Source organism: Actinoplanes palleronii (assembly GCF_016862315.1).
Taxonomy (GTDB): Bacteria; Actinomycetota; Actinomycetes; order Mycobacteriales; family Micromonosporaceae; genus Actinoplanes; species Actinoplanes palleronii.
Genome location: NZ_BOMS01000100.1, coordinates 1 through 21,139, shown reverse-complemented (window position 1 = coordinate 21,139; position 21,139 = coordinate 1). Strand labels below are relative to the sequence as shown.

General features: G+C 72.0%; 18 protein-coding genes. 7 read left to right on the top strand and 11 right to left on the bottom strand.

The annotated features are described in order from the left end of the window. Positions 1 to 4: 4 nt before the first annotated feature. Positions 5 to 1,159 carry an MFS transporter gene (locus Apa02nite_RS31450; RefSeq protein ID WP_203828253.1) on the top strand — a complete coding sequence of 385 codons (1,155 nt, stop codon included), beginning with the start codon at positions 5 to 7 and terminating at the stop codon, positions 1,157 to 1,159. On the opposite strand, the gene Apa02nite_RS31445 is transcribed toward Apa02nite_RS31450, so the two are convergent. Beyond that, positions 1,152 to 1,640 carry a P-loop nucleotide/nucleoside kinase family protein gene (locus tag Apa02nite_RS31445; RefSeq protein ID WP_203828252.1) on the bottom strand — a complete coding sequence of 163 codons (489 nt, stop codon included), beginning with the start codon at positions 1,638 to 1,640 and terminating at the stop codon, positions 1,152 to 1,154. The two genes, Apa02nite_RS31450 and Apa02nite_RS31445, sit on opposite strands and share 8 nt — an antisense overlap. Positions 1,641 to 1,783: 143 nt before the next feature. Between Apa02nite_RS31445 and Apa02nite_RS31440 the strand changes: the two genes are divergently transcribed. After that, on the top strand, positions 1,784 to 3,178 hold the full coding sequence (locus Apa02nite_RS31440) for a GGDEF domain-containing protein (protein WP_203828251.1): 1,395 nt from the start codon (positions 1,784 to 1,786) through the stop codon (positions 3,176 to 3,178). Then, positions 3,156 to 4,982 (top strand): hypothetical protein, encoded by a 1,827-nt coding sequence (locus Apa02nite_RS31435; RefSeq protein ID WP_203828250.1) that lies wholly within the window; start codon positions 3,156 to 3,158, stop codon positions 4,980 to 4,982. The genes Apa02nite_RS31440 and Apa02nite_RS31435 overlap by 23 nt, the downstream gene beginning before the upstream one ends. A gap of 80 nt (positions 4,983 to 5,062) precedes the next feature. Here the strand turns inward: Apa02nite_RS31435 and Apa02nite_RS31430 are convergent, their stop codons facing one another. The 3 genes from Apa02nite_RS31430 to Apa02nite_RS31420 form a co-directional block, all read right to left on the bottom strand. Next, entirely contained in the window at positions 5,063 to 6,592 is a 1,530-nt protein-coding gene (locus tag Apa02nite_RS31430; protein ID WP_203828249.1) for a M4 family metallopeptidase, read from the bottom strand. A 495-nt stretch (positions 6,593 to 7,087) separates the two neighbouring features. Beyond that, complete coding sequence (add, locus tag Apa02nite_RS31425) at positions 7,088 to 8,023, bottom strand: adenosine deaminase (protein ID WP_203828248.1); 936 nt, start codon at positions 8,021 to 8,023, stop codon at positions 7,088 to 7,090. Positions 8,024 to 8,186: 163 nt separating this feature from the next. After that, the gene (locus Apa02nite_RS31420) at positions 8,187 to 8,447 is read right to left on the bottom strand and encodes a hypothetical protein (RefSeq protein WP_157442040.1); all 261 of its coding nucleotides are present in this window, start codon (positions 8,445 to 8,447) and stop codon (positions 8,187 to 8,189) included. Between the two features lie 238 nt (positions 8,448 to 8,685). Here Apa02nite_RS31420 and Apa02nite_RS31415 point away from each other — a divergent pair, with 238 nt between their 5' ends. Beyond that, the gene (locus Apa02nite_RS31415; protein WP_203828247.1) at positions 8,686 to 10,362 is read left to right on the top strand and encodes an alpha/beta fold hydrolase; all 1,677 of its coding nucleotides are present in this window, start codon (positions 8,686 to 8,688) and stop codon (positions 10,360 to 10,362) included. Positions 10,363 to 10,378: 16 nt separating this feature from the next. Here the strand turns inward: Apa02nite_RS31415 and Apa02nite_RS31410 are convergent, their stop codons facing one another. Next, entirely contained in the window at positions 10,379 to 12,481 is a 2,103-nt protein-coding gene (locus Apa02nite_RS31410; RefSeq protein WP_203828246.1) for a sensor histidine kinase, read from the bottom strand. 269 nt (positions 12,482 to 12,750) lie between these two features. Here Apa02nite_RS31410 and Apa02nite_RS31405 point away from each other — a divergent pair, with 269 nt between their 5' ends. Continuing rightward, positions 12,751 to 14,286, top strand: coding sequence for an FG-GAP repeat domain-containing protein (locus Apa02nite_RS31405; RefSeq protein WP_239164693.1), 1,536 nt, complete (start codon positions 12,751 to 12,753; stop codon positions 14,284 to 14,286). A gap of 4 nt (positions 14,287 to 14,290) precedes the next feature. On the opposite strand, the gene Apa02nite_RS31400 is transcribed toward Apa02nite_RS31405, so the two are convergent. The 5 genes from Apa02nite_RS31400 to Apa02nite_RS31380 all read right to left on the bottom strand — a co-directional run bounded on the left by Apa02nite_RS31400 (position 14,291) and on the right by Apa02nite_RS31380 (position 18,649). After that, positions 14,291 to 14,803: a PepSY domain-containing protein gene (locus Apa02nite_RS31400; protein ID WP_203828244.1), complete on the bottom strand. Its 513-nt coding sequence runs from the start codon at positions 14,801 to 14,803 to the stop codon at positions 14,291 to 14,293. Between the two features lie 97 nt (positions 14,804 to 14,900). Next, complete coding sequence (locus Apa02nite_RS31395) at positions 14,901 to 16,223, bottom strand: sensor histidine kinase (protein ID WP_203828243.1); 1,323 nt, start codon at positions 16,221 to 16,223, stop codon at positions 14,901 to 14,903. Beyond that, positions 16,216 to 16,893, bottom strand: coding sequence for a response regulator transcription factor (locus Apa02nite_RS31390; RefSeq protein ID WP_203828242.1), 678 nt, complete (start codon positions 16,891 to 16,893; stop codon positions 16,216 to 16,218). Before Apa02nite_RS31390 ends, Apa02nite_RS31395 begins: the two co-directional genes overlap by 8 nt. A 98-nt stretch (positions 16,894 to 16,991) precedes the next feature. After that, a complete protein-coding gene (locus Apa02nite_RS31385) occupies positions 16,992 to 17,846 on the bottom strand; it encodes an NAD-dependent epimerase/dehydratase family protein (protein ID WP_203828241.1) in 855 nt (284 codons plus the stop codon). A gap of 17 nt (positions 17,847 to 17,863) precedes the next feature. Beyond that, a complete protein-coding gene (locus Apa02nite_RS31380; protein ID WP_203828240.1) occupies positions 17,864 to 18,649 on the bottom strand; it encodes a GNAT family N-acetyltransferase in 786 nt (261 codons plus the stop codon). Positions 18,650 to 19,153: 504 nt separating this feature from the next. Between Apa02nite_RS31380 and Apa02nite_RS31375 the strand changes: the two genes are divergently transcribed. After that, positions 19,154 to 19,690, top strand: a complete 537-nt coding sequence (locus Apa02nite_RS31375) for a VanZ family protein (RefSeq protein WP_203828239.1) — start codon at positions 19,154 to 19,156, stop codon at positions 19,688 to 19,690. Then, entirely contained in the window at positions 19,687 to 20,145 is a 459-nt protein-coding gene (locus Apa02nite_RS31370) for a GGDEF domain-containing protein (RefSeq protein WP_203828238.1), read from the top strand. Before Apa02nite_RS31375 ends, Apa02nite_RS31370 begins: the two co-directional genes overlap by 4 nt. Here the strand turns inward: Apa02nite_RS31370 and Apa02nite_RS31365 are convergent. Beyond that, on the bottom strand, positions 20,118 to 20,969 hold the full coding sequence (locus tag Apa02nite_RS31365) for a universal stress protein (protein WP_203828237.1): 852 nt from the start codon (positions 20,967 to 20,969) through the stop codon (positions 20,118 to 20,120). The two genes, Apa02nite_RS31370 and Apa02nite_RS31365, sit on opposite strands and share 28 nt — an antisense overlap. Positions 20,970 to 21,139: the final 170 nt, after the last annotated feature.

Below are 21,139 nucleotides of genomic sequence, written 5' to 3'. Positions count from 1 at the left end.
CGGTATGTCGTTCCGCCGCTCGCAGTTGTCGATCGCCGCGTTGTTCGCCGCGCTCGGCTTCCAGTACTCGACCTGGGCGTCGCGCATCCCCGCGCTCGCCGACCGGCTGCACCTGTCGTCGGGCGAGGTCGGCGTGCTGCTGCTGGCCGCGGGTGTCGGCGCGGTGCTGTCGTTCCCGCTGGTGCCGAGGCTGATGGCGGCGTTCGGCTCGGGCCGGCTGGCGCTCGGCGCCGGGCTGGTGCTCGTCGGCGCGCTGGCCGGGCTGGCCGTCGCGCCGGCCTATCCGGTGGCGCTGGCCGTGCTGCTCGTCGACGGGGTGGCGGTCGGCTGCCTGAACGTCGCGATGAACGCGCAGGGCGCGGTGCTGGAGAAGACGTCCGGCCGCACCACGATGGCGAAACTGCACGCCACGTTCAGCGCGGGCATCTTCGGCGCCGCGCTGCTGGCTTCGGGGGTCTCCTCGCTGACCGATTCGGTGCTGCTGCACTTCACGGTGGGCGGTGTGGTGCTGCTCGCGCTGCTGGCGGCCGCCCGGCCCGGGCTGCTGCACGAGGACCTGCCGGCCACGCCGTCCACGACCGGCGGCCGGGCCCGGATCCGGCCGTCCGGCATCGTCCTCTGGCTGGGCGTGACCATGTTCCTGGCCACCATCGCGGAGGGTGCGGTGAACGACTGGTCGGCGCTCTACCTCAAGGACGTCGCGCACGCCGCCGAGCACCTGCTCCCGCTCGGCATCGCGGTCACCTCCGGCATGATGATCATCGCCCGGATGTTCGCCGACGGCTGGCGGGACCGCTTCGGGGACAAAACCGTTGTCGCGTACGGCTGCGGCGTCGCGGGCCTGGGCCTGGCGGCGGCGCTGCTCGCCGGCGGGGCCTATCCGGCGCTGGCCGGGTTCGCACTGGTGGGCCTGGGGATGGCGGCGGTGAGCCCGTGCCTGTACGTGGCGGCGGCCCACCACGGCTCGGCGGCGCTGACCGCGGCCGCCACGATGAGCACGACGGGCCTGCTGGTGGGCCCACCGGTGATCGGCTTCCTGGCCGAGGGTGTCGGCCTGCGCTGGGCCCTGGCGGCAGTGGTCCTGACCGCTTGGCTGATCATCCCGTGCGTCCTGCCGATCATGTGGCCGGTCCGCACCCCGGAACCCGCCGTCAGCTGAGTCCGGTGCCGGTGATGATCTCTTCGCCCTCGTCCATCGGCTCGTCGAAGCGGGCGTAGAACTCGTCGAGCGCGCGCGGGCTGACGGTCGCGGCGTTCGCGCCGTCACGCTGATGACGCTCGGCCAGGCGGCGCTGCAGCTCCGCCTTGTCGACCTTGAAGTAGAGCAGCCGCCACTGGGCGCCGTGCGCCTCGACCAGGTGCTTGTAGGTGTCCCGATCGGCCCGCCGCCACAGGCCGTGATCGAAGACGACGTCGCGGCCCCGTCCGATCAACCGGATGAGGCGGCCGCGGATCTCGTCGACGATCGGGGCCTCCAGCTCGAAATAGCGGCTCTCGCGGTAGTCGATGCCGAATCGGCCGTGCCGGCTGTGCATCATCTCGTCGACCGACAACCGCACCACGCCCTCCTCGACCAGCTTCCGGGCGTAGGTGGTCTTGCCGGAACCGGTCAGACCGCTCAGGAGGTAAACGACTCCCACGGAACCCCTCCCACTCGTGCTTTTGGGCCCGACGGTACTCACCTCTGATCATTGCAGCCGGGGCTCAGGCGGTCGCCGGATGTGCCGATGACCGGATTGTGCCGATAAGCAGATGGCGTGGCATACCGGCGTGGCAACTCTGCGTGATCGCAGGGGCCGTCGCCACCGCCGTGTACGCGTTACTGCCCACCGGAGAGCGGGGTCATGCCACCGGTTACGGCCTGATCGGCGCGGGCGGTATCGCCGCGGTCGTCCACGGTGTCCGACGGTACCGGCCGCGGCAGCCCGCCACCTGGTACACCTTCGCCGCGGGGCTCGCCGTCTGGCTGGTCAGCACGGTCATCAACCGGCTGACCGCCGTACCGTCCTGGACGATGCTGAGCGCGCTGCTGGAGGCGACCGGCTACCCGCTGATGTGCTGGGCGCTGGCCGGGCTGATCCGGGGGCGCGCCCGGGCCGACGACCGTACCGCGCTGATCGACGCCGGGATGGCCGCCACCGGCCTCGGCCTGCTCTGCTGGATCTTCGTCATCGCCCCGGCGATCACCGACGAGGGCCTGCCGTGGGACCAGAAGGCGTTGACGGTCATCCTCACCGTCGGCGACATCGGCCTGTTCGTGCTCGGCTCGCTGCTGCTCACCACACCCGGCGCCCGCACCGTGAGCTACCGGCTGTTGCTGACCGCGCTGCTGCTGAACGGTGTGTGCGACGTGCTGGAGGTCGCGCTCCCCGCGCCGGGGCCCGGTGAGAGCGGGCTCGCGGACGTCGTCGCGCTGCTGGCCAACTCGATCGCGGCGGCGGCCGCGCTGCACCCGTCGATGCGGCGGCTGACCGTGCCGCTGGAAGCACCACCCGCATTTGTACGCCCACGGCTGGTCCTGCTCACCGTCACCATCCTGCTCGCGCCGGCGGTCAGCCTCTACCAGGGCGCCACCGGGCACGCCGACCAGAACTGGCTGGCCGTCGGGATCGCCTCGATCACGCTGTTCCTGCTGGTGGCCGCGCGGATGGGCGGGTTGGTGCGCCGCGTCGAGACCCAGTCGTACGAGCTGGCGCAGCTGGCCCGGCACGACGCACTCACCGGCCTGCCCAACCGCCGCCACTGGGACGAGCGTCTCGCCGCGGCTCTCGCGCGCGGCACGGTCACCGGCGAGCCGCTGTTCGTCGCCCTGATCGACCTCGACCACTTCAAGGTCTACAACGACACGTACGGCCACCAGGCCGGCGACGAGCTGCTGGCCGGCGCCGCGCTGCTCTGGCAGCGGGAGCTGCGCGACGGCGACCTGCTGGCCCGCTACGGCGGCGAGGAGTTCGTCATGCTGCTCACCGGCTGCACGGCGACCGAGGCGTTCACGGTCCTGGAACGCCAGCTGGCCGCGACCCCGCAGGCACAGACGTTCTCGGCCGGCCTGACCCGTTGGGACGGCGAGCAGACCCCGGACCAGCTCCTGCACCACGCCGACGAGCTGCTGTACCAGAGCAAACGCTCCGGCCGCGCCCGCATCACCACCGCACATGACCACACCGCCGCGGCGTGATTTCCCGTTGCGGCGGTGCGGGGTGCCGCGCGAGGATCACGACCATGACCTACGGAAAGGGCGCCCCGCGCCCGACACGGTGAACGCCTCGGCCCCGGACCTCTGGGGCTGGCCGGAGAAGAGCGTCGCGGCTGGCGACGTCCTGACACCCGGCGATGACGCGCGCGACCACGTCGTCCACTTCGTCCGGCTCGACCGGGACGGGCTGATGACCCGGCGCCTGCTGATTTTCACGACCGACCGCCGGGCACCGATCCGCCGGACGATCTTCGAGTTGCTCGATCAACTGCACGTCCGGGGCTCCGGCTGGCCGCTCGTCGCCGACGCCGCCGAGACGGCCCTGAGCGACCCGGACCCGTCGGTGCGGCGTACCGCGGCGACCCTGCTGGTACACACCGCCGGCCCGGGTCGCGCGCTGGCGGCGCTGGACACCTTGACCGATCCCGCCGTCCGGATCGCCCTGGTGAACGCCATTCCCTGGCACCGGCATCCAAGGCATCAGGCCACCGTGGAACGCCTGCGCTCGGATACCGTCCCGGCCATCCGGCTGCTGGCCAACTGCGCCGCGCCCGGCGTGGACGACACCGTGATCCGCGCGGACCTGGACGCCGCCGTCGCCGACCTGACCGCGCTGGGAAAGGCGTCCGCGGGCGAGCTGTGGGCGCACGCGCTGACCGGTTCCGACCGTGACGAGGCCTGCTACACCCGGGTGCGACGCCTCACCGGCTCTGCCGAGACCCCCGAGGTCCGGCTCGAAGGTGTCCGGATGGCGGCCATCGCGATCCGTTTCTGGCGGGCCGCGCCGGTCCGGCTGACCCCGGCGCTCACGGCTCTCCTGCGGGAAAACCCCTCTCCGGTACGGTCGGCAGCGCTCCGGACGCTCACCGCCTCGATGACCGCGTCCCGCCTGGCCGCCGAGGATCTCGCGGCCCTGCTCGACGACCCGGAACTCGGCGCACCGGCCGCCGTCGCGCTGGGCGGCATCGGCGACCACCGCGCGATGCCGCACCTGGTCCAGCAGATGCTGGCCGGTGGCACCCAGCCTGGCCTCCTCGCGGCATTCCGCACACTCGCCCGAGCCGGCGCCGACCCGGCCGACCCGGTGGCCGCCGCCCGGCACCTGCTCGCCACCACTCCCGACTCGGATGCCCCGGAACTCCCGATGCGGGTGCTGGCCGCCTTCGGTCCGGCCGCGGCACCTGCCCTCCCGGAACTCCTCGCTAAACTCACCGGAGCCGTGAACGACACCCCGGATCTCACCTGGCACGTCCTGGGCCGGATCGGGCCGGCCGCCGTGGCCGCCGTTCCGCACCTGCGGGACCACGGCGCGCTCTTCGCGCTCGTACAGATGACGTCGGACCGCGCCCCGGTCGATCAGCACCTCGCCGGACTTCCGGAAGCGCTTCGTCGTGGCCGCCTCGCGGCCGTGCTGCTGACCTGGCTCGCCGACCACGGTGGGCTGACCGTCCGCCAGCACCGGCAGCTGCGCAGTCTGTTCGGCACGCCCGGCCCGGCATCGGTGGACGTGGCCGCGGCCCTGTGGCGGCACGAGGGTCCTGCAGCGGCCGCCGACCTGCTCGCGGTCCTGTCCGAACACCTCGCCGACGACCTGCTCGGCCCGAAGGTGCTGGAGGTGTTCGCGGCGATGGGTCCGCACGCCCGCCCGATCCTCGGCCGCCTGGACGAGTTCATCACCCGCCGGCACCGGGCCGGCTTCAACGTCGGCGGCCCGGACGCCGAACTGCACGCCGACGAGACCCTGCTGGCCGCCATGCTCGCCGCCCGGGAGCGGATAGCGGGCTGACACGAACGAACCGGCCCGGCGCGTCGGGGGAACGCGCCGGGCCGGTTCGGCCTCAGTAGAGAGGGATCAGCAGAGCGGGATCAGCAGGTCGGCTCGCCGGACTGGGCCGGCAGGCTCACCGCGTTCCAGGCGGCCTTGACCGCGTTGAAGTTGGTGCAGCTGCCCGGGTACAGGTTCTTCGCGGCCTGCAGCGTCCACACCCGGTACTTGGCGTACGAGGAGCTGGACGTCTTCAGCAGCATCGCGTTGTACATGATCTTCGTGGCGACCTGGATGCCCAGGCCGGTCACCGTGGTGCCGTTGCAGGTGGAGCTGGCCGGCTGGCCGTTGCCGCTGCTGCCCTGGGCCAGCAGGTAGAACCAGTGGTTGCCCGGACCGGCCGCGGCGTGCACCTCGGAGCCCGGCGTGCTGCTCGAGTAGCAGTTGCTGTCACCGGCGAGCGACGGGTTGTACATGTAGCGGATCGGGCCGCTGCCGACCAGGTTGACCTCTTCGCCGACCTGGTAGTCGAACGGGTCGTTGGCGTTCGCGGCGTACGCCTCGGTGGCCGCGCCGATGGTGTCGGCGACGAACTCCTGGGTGCCGCCCTTCGAGATGCCACCCGGGGTCTTGTCGTCGATGCCGTGACCCAGCTCGTGGCCGACCACGTCGAGCGAGGAGATCCACTTGCCGGCGGTGTTCTTGCCGATCTGGATCTGGGTGCCGTCGTAGTAGGCGTTCTGGTCGTTCAGGCCGACCCGGATCGGCCATGCGCCGCCGGAACCGTTCTGACCGTTACGGCCCAGCCACGCCGACAGCATGGCCTTCTGCTTCTGCGCCACGTAGAGCGCGTCCACGCAGCCGGTCTCCTTGCTGGTGCCGACGCCGTTGCCCCACGCGTTGTCGGTGCCGCTGAAGACCGTGTTGGTCGCGGCGTCCTGGCAGCTCAGGTTCGTCGTCGACGGGTCCTTGAGCGAGTAGGTCGAACCGGACAGCGTGGTGTTCAGCGAGACCGAGCCGTTGATCCAGCCGGTGCCGGTTCCGGTCGCCTCGGTGACGTTCTCGTGCGTGGAGAGCACCGCGCCGGTCGCCGCGTCGACGTCGACGGTGAGCCGGCTGACACCCTCGGCGCTGGTGCCGTTGACCGTGGTCTCGTAGGCGAGCTTCGCCGCCTGGCCCTCGGCCGCGACCACGATCAGCTGGGTCGCCTCGACACCGGTGACCGTCTTGAGCTGCTTCTTCGCGGTGGTGATCGCCGCGCTCTGCGACACCGCCGGGGTGGTCGACAGCTCGCCGATCGGGCTGCTCTGCGCCACCGAGGTGTACCGGGTCGCGCCGGCGGTGTCGGTGACGACGACCAGGTCGCCGCCCTTGACCGACAGGCCCTTGTAGGTGCGGTCGTAGGCCGCGTAGGTCAGGCCCTGGGAGTTGTAGACCTGCTTGCGCTGGAACGCGTCGTAGGCGCCGGCTCGCAGCGCCGCCGGGCGAGCGGCGACGACGGCGTCGGCCACGGCGACCGCGTCCACGGACGGGCTGATCGGCTGCGCGGCTGCCGGACCGGACACGCCGACCAGCGCCGAAGCGGCCACCGTGCCGACGGCCACCGCGATGCTCAAGGGGGTTCGCACCATGTTGCGTACTCCTCTCCCGCCCACGGGGGTGGTGGGCGGGCTCGACCTCCGGCGCGGCGGGGTGGCCGGTACCGGGTGAAACAGGAGTGACGCTATCTATACAGATCTATTTTCCGAAATAGGGAAAACCCTCGCATTGCCTGCGGTCCGCTCGCGGTCACCCCCTTTTTTCGGTACGGCTGAAGGAGCCCCCGCCCGCAGGCTACGAGCCGAGTCCCGCGATGGCCTCGCGCGACACCGCCGCCGCGCCGACCCCGGCCGCGCCCACCGGACCGCGCCACTCACCACGCGAGACCGCGACCCCTCCGGACCGCAGCGCGCCTCCCGGCCCCGGCTGGCTCTCGGGGGTGTCTCACTCCGTTCGACACACCCCTGAGAGCCAGCCGGCAACCGGAACCGCGGCCGGGCCGCGAGTGGCTGCGGTGTCGCGCGAGACCATCACGGGACGTGGCTCGTAGCCTGCGGGCGGGCGCTCGATATTCGTACCGAAGGGGGTTATGCGAAGGCGGCGTTGCGGGCGTCGGTGCGGATGCGCTGCAGGTCGCTTTCGGACAGACCGGCCTGGGGCGCGGCGATCTGGTACTCGCCGGAGAGGGTGATCGCCGAGGTGCGCGGGTCGTCGGTGCAGAGCGCGACCGGCACCCCGGCGGCCAGCAGGCGGCGCACCGGATGCTCCGGGTAACTCGGCGCGGTGCTGGTGTGCAGGTTGCTGGTCAGGCTGACTTCGAGGGTGATCCGGTGGGCGGCGAGGTGGTCGAGCAGGGCCGGGTCCTCGACCGCGCGGATACCGTGACCGATGCGCTCGGCGCCCAGGTGGTGAACCGCGTCCCAGACGCTGAACGGCCCGGCGGCCTCACCGGCGTGCACCGTGACGTGCAGGCCGGCGTCGCGGGCGAGCGCGAACGCCGGGGCGAACGCGGCGGCCGGCACCCCGGCCTCGTTGCCGGCGATGTCCACGCCGCAGAGCAGCTCACGCCGGGTGAGCAGCGTGCGCATCTGTGCGTCACCGCGCTCCGGGCCGAGGTCACGCAGGATGATGCCGATCAACCCGACCGGCAGTCCGGTCTCCCGCGACGCGCTACGGGTGCCGTCCGCGACGGCGTCGATCACGGCGGTGGCGTCGAGACCCGTCTCCTGGGCGATGAACGCTGGGCTGAATCGGACCTCGAGATAGTCCAGGCCGTCGGCGGCCGCGTCCTGGACAGCTTCGCGGGCGGCCCGGTGCCAGTCGTCGAGACCGCGGAACGCGGAGGGTGCGGCGTCGACCTTGTCGAGGTAGGGGAGCAGGCCGCCGAGCGGGCCGCGTGCCACGAGCAGATCCTCGGGGTCCTCGGCGGTGGCGAGCGGGTGGCCGTAGCGGTGGGCGAGCTCGAGGGTGGTGGACACCCGCAGGGAACCTTCGAGGTGGCGGTGCAGATCGATGAGAGACATGGGTGCTCCGGGAGATCAGTTTCGGCCAAGGACGACAGCGACGCGCGGTCGCTTACTGGTAGAAGTCCTGGCGGAACGAGTGATCCCCGAAGACGGCGCCGTGGCGCGTGGCGCGCTGGCCGCTCGTCATCATCACGAGTGGAAGATTAGCAGGTGGGGGTGGTCAGGCCCGTTCCGCGGAGGGCCAGTACCAGTCCGCGATCTGGTAGTCCGGCCGGCCGGTGGTGCGCGCGTTGAGCAGCACCATGCCGCCCTCGCGGAAGAAACGGTCGACAAGTGCCGGCATGCGGTCACGCTGGGTCGGGTGGCGGTCGAGCCGCTGCCAGTTGGTGACCGATCGAAGCATCTCGGCATACATCATCGCGATCGGTGTCCTCGCCGTCGGCAGCGACCGTCGTTCGGCCGTCAGAGGAGACGCTCGCACCCCACCGGCGATAACACTTTCCACCGCGGCGGGTTTGGCATGATCGCGGGAGCTTCGCCGCGCCGAGCGTGGGGACTTTCGGTGCGCTCCGCGCCGTAACTTCACACGCTCGGGGTTGCGGCGGTTGCGGCGGTTGTGTGGGGAGTTTGGGTGCGCTCCGCGCCCAAACTTCACACGCTGGAAGCGCTGCGGGCGGTGGTGACATCGGGGTGACGCGGGCATCGGTATCTATGTGGGCATGACACGACACAAGCGATTGACCGCGGGGATCGGGGTGCTCGCCGTCGCGGCGGGTGCGTTCGGCCTGGCCGTGCCGGCGAGCGGGGCAGCAGCGAGCAGCGGGTCGGGCCGGGTGACGTGGGGGGACTGCGTGGCCTACTCGGATGCGACGCTCGAGGCGATGGGTGTGCCGCCGGACGAGGTGCCCAGGATCCGGGCGCTGCTCGCCCGCACCGACTGCGGAACCGTGCAGGTGCCGCTCGACTACGCCCACCCGGCCGGCCGGAAGATCACCGTCGCGATCAGCCGGCTGCGGGCCACCGACCAGAAGCACAAGCGGGGCAGCATCGCGGTGAACCCGGGCGGGCCGGGCGGCAGCGGCTACCTGATGCCGCACCAGCTGACCCTGACCAGCCCGCAGTTCGCGGCGCTGAACGACCGCTACGACCTGATCGGCTTCGACCCGCGCGGCGTCGGCTACAGCACCCGCGCCGAGTGCGCGCGCCCCGGCGACGACGTCGTCCCGCCCGAGATCCCGGCCGGGCCGCTGACCGAGGCGACCGCGAAGAAGATCTACGACTTCCAGGTCGCGCAGAACCAGGCCTGCTGGGCGAGCGACCCCACGTTCCTGCGTCAGCTCACCACCACCGACGTGGCCCGCGATCTCGACCGGGTGCGGGCGGCTCTGGGAGTGCAGAAGATCAGTTACTTCGGTGTCTCCTGGGGCACCCTGCTCGGCCAGGTGTTCCGCAGTCTGTACCCGGGCTCGGTGGACCGGATGTGGCTGGACAGCGTGGTCGGCCCGACCGCGAACCGGCTCGACTCGCGGTTCCACGACGTGACCGCCGCCGAGGAGCGCAAGGTGCCCCGATGGGCCGCCTGGGCCGCGCAGCGGGACGCGACCTACCACCTCGGTGACACCGCCGACGAGGTGATCGCCGTGGTCACGCGGCTGAAGGCCCAGCTCGACGCGGCGCCGATCGTGTTCAGCGACCTGGACCGGGAGCTCGACGGCAACCTCGCCGCGTTCCTGGCCGTGGCGCCCAGCCCGGTGTGGCCGGACGCCACCGCGGGCCTGGCGGCGTTGTCCACGGCGACGACCGGCGATCCGGTGCCGGATGCCCTGAAGTCGATCATCGGCGCGGAGCCGAACGACCCGGGAGAGCCCACCGAGCCGCCCGCTGACCTGCCCGAACAGTTCAACGAGACGGCCGGCACCGCGATCCTCTGCAACGACGACACCAGCCCGCACGACTTCCCCACGTTCTGGCGGACGTACCGCGGCTGGCAGCAGGAGTTCCCGATCGCGGGGAGCCTCGGTGTGATCACCCAGCGCTGTGCGGGCTGGCCGATTCCGGCCACCGAACCCTTCCACTTGCGGAAGTCGTCCGGCTCGCTGCAGCTGTCCGGTCACCGATGGGAGAGCCCGACACCGTACTCGTGGATCGCCCAGGTCCGGTCGACGATCGGCGGCACGGTGTTCACGGTCGAGGACGACATCCACGGCTCGGTCGCGCGGGTCCCGGAGTGCACGGAGCACCTCGAGGCGTACTTCCTCACCGGCCGCCCGGACGCCGGCGGCTGCACCGGCGTGATCCCACCCGACACGTCGGCGTCGGTGGCCTCGGTGACGGCCGGCGACGCGCCGGTCAGCACCCGCTGGGCGCCCACCGGCACCCACTGGACCTGGCGCTGATCCGTCCCGGCCACGGTCACGAGCCACGCTTGGTGGTGATGCCGACGCCGCGCTTGCGCGGGTCGGTGCCGGACAGCGTGGTCGTGCCGGGCCGGCGGGGCGGCCTCGGCACGGTCAGCACGAACGTCGAGCCGTGCGGCTGGTGCGGGCGGTAGGCGACGCTGATCCCGCCCGCCTCGGCGAGCTGCCGGACCAGGTAGAGGCCCAGCCCGGTGCCCGGCTTGGTGATCGCGACCCCGGAGTCGGCCCGGGCGAAGCGGTCGAACAGGTGCGGTACGAACGCGGCCGGCACACCCTCGCCGTTGTCGGTGACGTGGATGTCGACGTGCCCGGGATGCCCCATGATCCGGATGGTGACCGGCGGCGCGCCGTACTTGACCGCGTTGCCGATCAGGTTGCCGAGGATCAGGTGCAGGTGGGCCGGGTCGGCCAGGGCGATGCTCTGGTCCGGCGCCAGCACCGCGATCGCCTGGCCCGGGGCCAGTCCCTGCGCGGCGACCGCCTCCGGTACGACCTGCGACAGGTCCAGCACCACCGGCCGGGCCACGATCGCCCCCGCGTCGAGCTGGGCCAGGGTGAGGATCTCCTCGACCAGCTGATCGGCGCGGTGACCGGTCGCGGTCATCTGTCGTACGTACCGTTGGCGGTCATCGTCGCCGAGCTCGTGCCATTCGTCGATCAGCAGTTCGCCACGGGCCACGATGCCGGTCAACGGCTGACGGACGTCGTGGGTGAGCATGGTCAGGAAGTCCGCCATCTGCGCGTTCGCCTCCTGCAGCTGCTCGGCCCGCTGCGCGAGCTCGGCCTGCTGCTGGACCCGGGTGCGCTCCAGGGCGTTGCGCTCGGTCATGTCGAGCACCTGGGTGGTGAAGAACTGTGGCTGGCCGTTCGGGTCGCGCAGCAGCGCGCTGGTCACGATCGCCTCGATGTAGTGCCCGGCGCCGTGCCGGTACCGCTTGTGCACCTCGAAACCGTCGCGCCGGCCGGTCACGCAGCTCTGCACCGCGGCGACGCAGGCGTCCAGGTCGTCGGGGTGGGTGAGCTCGGCGAACGGCCGGCCGACCAGCTCGTCGGGCGGGACGCCGAGCATCTGCCCGAGCGCCGGGTTGACCCGCAGGAACCGTCCCCCCGGGTCGGTGATCAGCATCCCGATCCGGGAGTTGTCGAACACCTTCCGGAACCGCTGTTCGCTGGTCTGCAGCTCATTCCGGTGCCGACGGGCCCGGCCGGCCGCCACCACGACCAGCAGCCCGACGGCGGCGGCGGTGCCCACGGCCACCCGCCCGGCCGTCTCGTTGCCGTGCACCGAGGCGAAGAGGGCATCTTCCGGTACGGCAGCGGACAGCCGCCACGGCGCCCCGGAGATCCGCATCGACACGTACCGCCACCACCGGCCACCGGAGGAGTACCGGCCCTGGTCGTGCGCGGCCAGCGCCTCGGCCAGGTCGGGGTTGGCGCTGTTCAGGGCCGGTGCGGTGCGATCCATCGCGCGGTTGTCGGCGGCGATCATCCCGGCGTCGTCGGTGAGCTGCACCCGGATGTCGGCCAGCGTCCACGCGGTGGCCAGGTACGCCGACAGCGGGCTCCGCGTGACCGCGATCGCCCCGGAGAACACCCGTCGCCCGGACGGCGTGGTGAACGGCACCGCGAACGCGACCACCGGCTCCCGGCGGACGGCGGACGGCACCACCGGCGACACCGCCGGCTGACCGTCGCGCACCGCGGTCCGCAGGTGCGGGTATCCGATCGTCAGGTCCTGACCGATCAGGGCACTGTTGGCCGGCACGGCGCGCAGCAGCCGCCCCTGTGCGTCCAGCAGCACCGCGGCCGGATACCCGAAGCCGCTCACCGACCGGAGGAAGTCCCGGTTGCTGACCACCGGATCGGCCAGCAGCGCGGTCGCCTGCAGCCGTTCCCGCTCGAGCACTTCCGCGACGTAGCTGGTGACGAAATCGCCCACCAGGTGCATCCGCAGGTCGAACCGCTGCACCATCCCGGCCCGGCTCTGCGTCTGCGCCCACAGCAGTGCCGCCGTCCCGCCCGCGGTCAGCATCAGCCAGATCGACAGGGGGACGACCAGGAACTGCCACCACCTTCGTGGTCGCCCACCGGCCCGCACCCGTCCACCATCGTCCGGCGGCGGCGCGCCCGCAGCCCGTTCCCGTTATCGCCGCAAGAGAGCGAGCCGGCCGATTCTCGACGGCGAGTACCGGCGTCAATGCGGAACGTGATCCGGCCGACCGGCCCCCGGACTGTGACTTTCCTGTGTGGATCGTTTACCGAACCGGCAAATGCTTCGTGTTTTCCCGGTCGTGTGACAGATTGATGGGGCGCATTGGCCGGTACGGGGAGGTCCGACAGCAGATGGCAGTGGATCAGAGCAGGAGCGTGCTTTTCCGTTTCGGATCCAGTGCCACCAGGAGATGGCTGCTCGCGCTGACGCTTGCCGGAGGCACGGTCATGCTGCCGTCGCCGGCCATGGCCAAGGTGCCCGACGTCCCGTCGCCGTCGACCTCGTGCGCCGGCGGTTCCGGCACCTCGGCCGACCGGCAGATCGCCGGACAGTTGCGCTCGTCGATGACCGGCCAGCGGATCGGCTCGTCGCTGACCGCCGCCCGGATCGCCTGCGCCCGCGGCATCGTCCGCGCCGTGCAGCAGCGCGGGCTGGGCCAGCGGGCCGCAGTCCTCGCGCTGACCACGGCGATCACCGAGAGCAGCCTGAACAACCACCTGTTCGCCGTCGACCACGACAGCCTCGGCCTGTTCCAGCAGCGGCCGTCGATGGGCTGGGGCAGCCCCGACGAGCTGGTCGACGTCACGTATGCGACGAACGCGTTCCTGAACGCGATGATCCGCAAGTACCCCGGCGGCAGCTGGCAGAGCGGCGAGATCGGCCCGATCTGTCAGCGGGTGCAGACCTCGGCACACCCGGCGGCGTACGCACGGGAGGCGCCCGACGCCCAGCTGATCGTGTCCGCGCTGTGGGCCGACGCGTCAGCGGTGACCGAGTCGGGCACCACCACGGCGGGCCGCCCGCCCGTGGTGCCGGCCACCTCGCCGGTGCCCACCGGCCCGTTCCAGAAGGCGCTGGCCGCCGCGGCGACCTCGCTCGGCCCGCTGGACGGGCACCACGCCCTCGCGATGGCCGACTGGAACGGCGACAAGCACCCCGATCTGCTCTCGGTCAGCGGTGCGGGTGTGGCCACCGGCAAGACCGAGGTGCGCATCATCAACGGTGCGACGAACTTCGGGTCGCTGCTGCTGACCACGGCCACGGTGCTCGGCCCCACCGACGAGCGTTCGGCGTACGCGGTGGCCGACTGGAACGCCGACGGCCGCCCCGACCTGGTTGTGGTGCAGAAGTCCGGCACGGCCAGTGGCAAGACCGAGGTGCGGATCGTCGACGGCGCGTCGAACTTCCAGCAGCTGCTGGTCGACACCGCCACCGTGCTCGGCCCGACCGACGACCGCTACCAGTTCTCCCTGGCCGACGGGAACGCCGACGGCCGCCTCGACCTGGTGGCCGCGCAGACCACCGGCACGGCGAGCAAGAAGGTCGAGGTGCAGGTCGTCGACGGCGCCTCGAGTTTCCAGAAGCTCGTGGGGCCGGCCGTGATCAGCGCCGAACCGGCCCGCGACGGCCTGGAGGTGTCGGCGACCGACTGGAACGCCGACAAGCGCCCCGACCTGGTCACCGTGCAGAAATCCGGCACGGCCAGCGGCAAGACCGAGGTCCGGGTGCTGGACGGCGCGTCCGGCCTGACCCGTTCACTGGCCAAGGTCAGCACCGCCCAGCCCGCCACCGACGACCGCCACGAGGTGCTGCTCACCGACTGGAACGCCGACGGTCACCCCGACCTCGCGGTGGTCCAGAAGACCGGCACCGCGAGCGGCTGGGCCGAGGTCACCATCCTCGGCGGCTGACCGGTCAGTCGTTGTCGGCGGTCTTGGACACCACCGTGAACGCGGTGTCCAGCTGCACGTCCCACTCCTGGCCGGCCGCGTCGCGGACCTCGGCCTCGTAGGCGACACCCTGGTCGTCGGAGGCTTCCACGTCCAGGATCGTGCCGCTGCCGACCGCGGCGAGGGCGGCCTTCTCGGCCGAGGAGCGCTCGGCGGCGGTCAGCACCCGGTCGTCGGCGTCGGCGCCGTCCTTCTCCTGGGAGAGGACCTTGAGGTCCTTGTCCAGGCCGACCGACACCTCACTGCCGTCCGCCTGGCGGACCTCCACCTCGTACGCCTCGCCGCGGTCGTCGCTCTCCTCGACGTCGACGACGGTGCCGGGCACGGCCTGGGTGGCGGCCGACCCGATGCGGTCACGGTCGGTTCCGGACACGTCGGCGTTCGCGGCGGTCGCCCAGAAGCCACCGGCGCCGAGGGCGGCCACCACGGCGGCGGAGGCGACGAGGACGCGCTTGCTGCGGAGCTTGGCGGTGTTCATCAGTGGGTGCCTTCCTGAAAGGAACTGGTGGAATCGAGTACGGCCCCAGCCTGCGCCCGGCACCCTGAACCTCACCTGAACGCGGCTGAAGATCCTTTCAGGAAGCCGGCAAGCGGACCGTGAAACACGCCCCACCCAGGGCGGACTCCGTGATCGTCACGGTTCCCTGGTGCCCGGTGACGATTTCCCGGACGATCGCCAGCCCGAGCCCGCTGCCACCGGCGTCCCGGTCCCGGGCCTCGTCGAGCCGCACGAACCGCTCGAACACCCGTTCCCGCTGCCCGGCCGGAATCCCGTCGCCGTCGTCCTCGACCACCAGTTCCACCGCGCCGCCGTCCTCCGTCGACCGGACGGCGATCCGCACCGTGCTCCGCGCGTGCCGGGCGGCATTGTCGGTCAGATTCCGTACGACCTGGGCCAGCGCCGTCTGATCCCCGCGCACCCGCCCGGCCCCGACCCCGGCCGAGTCCACCTTCCGGCCGGACCGGCGCACCCGCCGCACCTCGGCGAGGGCCAGATCGTCCAGGTCGACGTCCTGCTCCGGCCGGGCCGCCGCCCCGCCGGTACGGGTGAGCAGCAGCAACTGCTCGACCAGCCGTTCCATCCGGGCGGACTCCTCGAGCACCGCCCCGGCCAGCTCACCCTCCGGCAGCGCACCGGGGTGCAGCCGGGACACCTCGGCCGCCTGCCGGATGCTGGACAGCGGCGAGCGCAGCTCGTGCGAGGCGTCCCCGACGAACTGCTGCTGACGGTCCCGGGACTCCTGCAGCCGGCCGAGCATCCGGTTCATGGTCTGCGCCAGACGATGGATCTCGTCGCGGGACGCCGGTTCGGGCACCCGCCGGTCCAGCCGTTCGCCGGTGATCTCCTCGACCTCGCGGCGGATCCGCTCGACCGGGGCGAGCGCGCGGCCCACCACCAGCCAGGTGATGCCACCGGCCACCAGCAGCACCAGCGGCACGCCGATCAGCAGGGGAGTGGCGAGCGCGCCGGTCGAGTCGCCGACCTCCTCCAGCGACGCGGCGACGATGACCGTGTAGGGGCCCGCGTCCTCGGTCGTCACGACGTACAAATGATCGGAATCGGAAATCCGGACCTGATCGGCCTCCGTGACCGGCAGCGGCGCCGGCAGTGACTGCGAGGAGCGGACCACGGTGCCGGCGGCGTCCCGGACCTGCCAGACCACGTCGTCGTATTCGAATTCGTCGTCCTCGTCGTCGACGGCCGGCGCGGGCAGCCCGGACGTCGTGATCTGCGCGGCCAGTGCGGCCGCGCGGTCCTCGGCCGCGGTCGCGATGCCGCCACGCAACGATCCGCGGACCAGGAGCAGCAACGCGAACGCCGCGGTGACCAGCGCGACCGCCATGACCAGCACCGCGAGCGCGGTGGTGCGCAGCCGGACCGACGCGTGCTCACCCACCGTCGCTGCCCAGCCGGTACCCGGCGCCACGCAGGGTCTGGATCGCCTCCCGGCCGAACGGGCGGTCGATCTTGTTGCGCAGGTGCCGGACGTAGACCTCGACGATGTTCGGATCGCCGTCGAAGTCGGCGTCCCACACCGCTTCGAGGATCTGCCGCTTCGACACCACGTCGCCGGCGTTGCGGGCCAGGAACGCCAGCAGAGCGAACTCGCGGGCGGTCAGATCGATAACGGTCTCGCCGCGGTGCACCTGCCGCGCGGCCGGGTCGATCCGCAGATCACCCGCGGTCAGCTCGGTGGGCCGCTCGCGGGCGCCGCGCCGGGCCACCGCGCGCAGCCGGGCGACGAGCACCGGGAACGAGAACGGCTTGGTCAAATAGTCGTCGGCGCCGGTGTCGAGGCCCTCCACCTGATCCCACTCGCCGTCCTTGGCGGTGAGCATCACGATCGGTGTCCAGTTCTGTTCAGCGCGCAGCGCCGCGCAGACCTGGTAGCCGTTGAGGCCGGGCAGCATCAGGTCGAGCACGATCACCGCGTACGCGTTCTCCCGGGCCCGCCACAGGCCGTCGGTGCCGTCGTGGGCGACGTCGACGGCGAACCCCTCGGCTTCCAGTCCGGCCCGCAGCGACCAGGCGAGCCGTTTCTCGTCCTCGACCACGAGCACACGCATCCGGCCATCCTCGCGCACGCCGCCTGAACGCCCGCTGAACGCGCCGCTTTTCACGCCGGCGGGCTCAGGCCGGTCGCTTTTTTCCCAAGCCGGCTGGCTCAGACCTGGTCGCGCCAGCTGTGCCAGGGCTCGAAACCGAGCAGACGGCGGGCCTTGTCGATGGAGAGCAGCGTCTCGTGCCCGCTGAGCTCCCGGGTCACCGGCACGTCCGGGAAGTACTCGGCGGCCAGCTCCGCGCTGCTGCGGTTCATCACGGTGTCGGCGTTGGCGATCACGAAGATCTCGCTGCCGGGCCGGTCGTAGCCGAGCGCGAGCCGTACCGCCTGCGCGCCGTCGCGGGCGTCGATGTAGCCCCACAGGTTCCAGATCCGCTCGCGCGGGTCGGCGTCGAACGCCGGGAACGCGGCGTAGTCGGCCGGCTCCATCACGTTCGAGAACCGCAGCCCGACCATGGTCAGCGCCGGGTTCCACCGGCAGAACTGCTCGGCCATCTGCTCGTCGAGGTGCTTGGCCAGGGAATACGACGTCTCCGGCCGTGCCTGGTACTCCTCGTCGACCGGCAGGTACGGCGGCGGCGCGTCGAACGGCAACCCGAGCAGCGTCTCGCTGGACGCCCACACCACCCGGGTGATCCCGGCCGCCCGCGCCGCCGCGAACACGTTGTAGCTGGCGGTGATGTTGTTGGCGAAGGTGGCCGCGTTCGGCGCCACCCCGGGCCCCGGGATCGCGGCGAGGTGCACCACGGCGTCCACTCCGGTGTACCGGCTGTCGATCGCGGTGAGCGCCTCGACGACCTGGCCATAATCGGTCAGGTCGACGCGGGTGTGCGGGCAGAGCGGCTCGCGTGGCGCGGCCAGGTCGAGGTTGACGACCTCGTAGTCGTGTGTCAGCAACTCCTGCACGACGGCGCGGCCCAGTTTGCCGCTGCCGCCGGTCACAGCGATACGAGGCACGTCAGCTCCCAGTGGTGTCAGTGCGTGCCCGGGCTCCACTGGTAGGGCGTGGTGGTGTCCACCGCGGTGAAGCCGAGCCGGTGCAGAATCGGACGGCTCTGGTCGGAGGCGTCCACCTGAAGGTACTCGTACCCGAGATCGGCGGCGATCCGGGCGCGGCACGCGACGAGCGCCTTGTAGATCCCCCGGCCGCGCCACGCCGCCACCGTGCCGCCGCCCCACAGGCTGGCGAAGGCGGTGCCCTCCTCGAGATCCATCCGGGCGCCGGACACCGGTTCGTCACCGGCCATCGCCACGAAGATCCGGACACTCTCCGGCGCGGTCGCGAGCTGAGCGACGAGCCGGTTGCGCAGCGATCCGCTGTCATGCTCGAACGCCGCGTCGGCGGCCCGGATCAGCAGGTCCACACCGGCCTCGTCGGTCACCGGCACCAGCCGGACCCCCTCCGGCGGCTCCGCGTCGAGCCGCAACTCCTTGATCGACGCGATCATCAGGGTCTCCGGATCCTCCGGCACGAACCCGGCCGCCAGCAGCCGTCCGCCGAGGTCAGCGGGCTGGTCATGACCGTAGAGCTTCCACTCGAACGGCAGCCCCCGCTCACCGAAATACCGCACCTGCTCCGCGATCGCCGCATCGGCGGTGTCCTCGTCGAGGCCCGACCAGCTCACGGCGTTCCAGTCCTCGGCCGTGCCGACGTGCCGCACGATCCCACCGTCGCGTTCGATCCGGGTGGTCGGCCCGCTGGGCCGCATGTCGTGCCGCATCTGCCGGTCGAAGAGCGCGAGTACCGCTTGGTGTTCCATGCGCAGAACCGAAACACCACACGCCCGACTCAGCAACACATTTATTCGGTACGACTACGGAGCGCCCGTCCGCAGGCCACAAGCCGAGTCCCGCCCGTGAGGCCGCCGCAAGACCGCTCCCTCCCCGGGCCCCGGCCGCGCCTTGCGGCCCGCTCGTCGCCGCGAGATCGAGGAGACGCAGGGCTCCGGCCGCGCCTTGCGGGCCCGCTCGTTGCGCGAGACCGGGGCCACTCAAGGCTGCGGCCGCGGCTTGCGGGGGTTGGCTGGCTCTCAGGGGTGTCTCCGCATGGCGGAGACACCCCTGAGGCCCAGCCGGTGACCGGGAGGCGCGCTGCGGTCCGGAGTGGTCGCGGTGTCGCGTCGCCTCACGGGCGGGACTCGGCTCGTAGCCTGCGGACGAGCGCTCCACATTCGTACCCAATCGGGGTTGACCGCAATGGAACAGCTGCCTTGAGCCGGCCGGATGGGCGTGCGTGGCTTGGGTAGATTGCGCGCCGGGGGCGAATGATCACGGGGTGGCACTGGTGGTTCGGCGCGATCAGCGGGGTGGTGCTGCTGACGGTGGCCGCGTTGCCGCTGGCGGCGCTCGTGGTGTGGGTGCTGGTCCGGCGCCGGGAAGGCACCGGGGCGGCGTGGCGCAGGTCGATGGCCGAGGTCGGGATCGTCTACGGGACGGTGCCGTGGATCTGGATGATCATGTTGCCGGGGCCGCGGGCCGGAGAGGTGTCCGGGCGGGTGAGCCTGGTGCCGGTGCGGGACCTGCTGGCGGTCCTCGCCTCCCCGCCGCTGACCGTTGTGGTGCAGGTCGTCGGGAACCTGCTGGTGTTCGCGGCGCTCGGGTTCTTCGGGCCGATCCGGTTCGCGGCGCTGGCCTCGGTACCGCGGATCCTGGCGCTGGCCGCGGTCTGCTCGGCGCTGGTCGAGGTCCTGCAGCACGTGCTGCGACTCGACCGGGTGTCCTCGGTCGACGACGTGCTGCTCAACGCGGCCGGGGCGGGACTCGCCGCACTGCTGTCCCGGCGCTGGTGGCGCACCGGGTGACAGTTCCGCTCAACTCCGCGCGCCGGCGGCCGATGGGCATCGACGGATGCGAAGACACGTACGGGCACGCGATCGGGGACGAGGTGCTGATCCGGCTCGCCCAGGAGATCAGCGAGGCGGCCGGCCCGGACGCCACCGTGGCCCGGTACGGCGGCGAGGAGTTCGCGGTCATCCTGCCCGGCGTCGGCGCTGCGACCGCGGCGGACCTCGTCGAACAGTGGCGCCTGCGGTGCACGCAGATCGCGGTCGCCACCCGGCTGGGCCCGCTGCGAGTGACCTTCAGCGCCGGCGTCGCGCAGCTCGTGTCCACAGCGGACGCCGAGGATCTGCTGCGGCGGGCGGACCGGGCCCTGTATGCGGCCAAGGAGCAGGGCCGGAACCGGGTGGTCAGCGACGGCGAGTCCGTCGCGGGTTCACCCCGGCCGCTTCACGACCCGGCCTCGGTCGCCTCCTGATTCCGGCCCGGTCGGATGATCAGGACCGGGCAGGCGGCGTGGTGCAGCAGTTGCAGGCCGGTGGACCCGAGCAGCGTCCCGGCGATCACCCCGTGCCCGCGGCTGCCGACGATCACCAGCTGCGCGCCCCGCGAGACGCCGACCAGCACCGACGCCGCGCCGTCCGGTGACACCGAGGTCTCCACCTGAACATCGGGGAACTTGTTCTGCCACGGCGCGACCTGCTCGGCGAGTCGTTCCCGCACGGCGGCTTCCGGGTACCGGGGCGGGTAGGCCCGGATCAGCACCAGCCCGGACTCCCGCTGGGCGGCCGCGGTGAACGCTGCCTCGAGCACGTCGTCGGCGGCCGCCGAGTCGTCCACCCCGGCCACCACCGGCCGGTCGTCGGTGGTGAGAGCGTGGTCCCGGATCACCGCCACCGGGCAGTGCGCGTGGGTGGCGACCCGCTGACTGACCGACCCGAGCCGCAGCCCGGCGAACCCGCCCCGGCCCCGATGACCGAGAACCATCAGCCCCGCCGACTCGGTGTCGATGATCAGTTGAGCGGCCGGGTCCCCGATCAGCAGGTCGGATTCGGCCTCGAGCTCCGGCGTCGCCGCCCGCGCCCGCCGGGCCACCCCCGCGACCAGCGCCTCGGCCTGCTGCCGCTCATCCTCGAACAGCTCACCGGCGAACTCGTACCGCGCCGCCGACCAGTCCCAGTCCAGCACGTGCACGACCCGCAACGGCTGCCCCCGGCGCAGCGCCTCGGCAGTCGCCCAGCTGATCGCAGCCCGGCTGGCCTCGGTGCCATCAGTCGCGACGACGACCGCCTGTGCCCGCATGACGTGCCTCCTCCACAAGGGTTCCCACCAGGCATCCTCATCCGAGCGAGAACCCTCCCGGCAGGGCCACTGGTCCCGACCGGAGCAGGACGACGGTGGGGGCTTTGCTGACCGCCGGGACGGGCGGTAGCCGCCCGTTCGCGCGCGGTGCGGCGGGCGCGGGCAGAAAC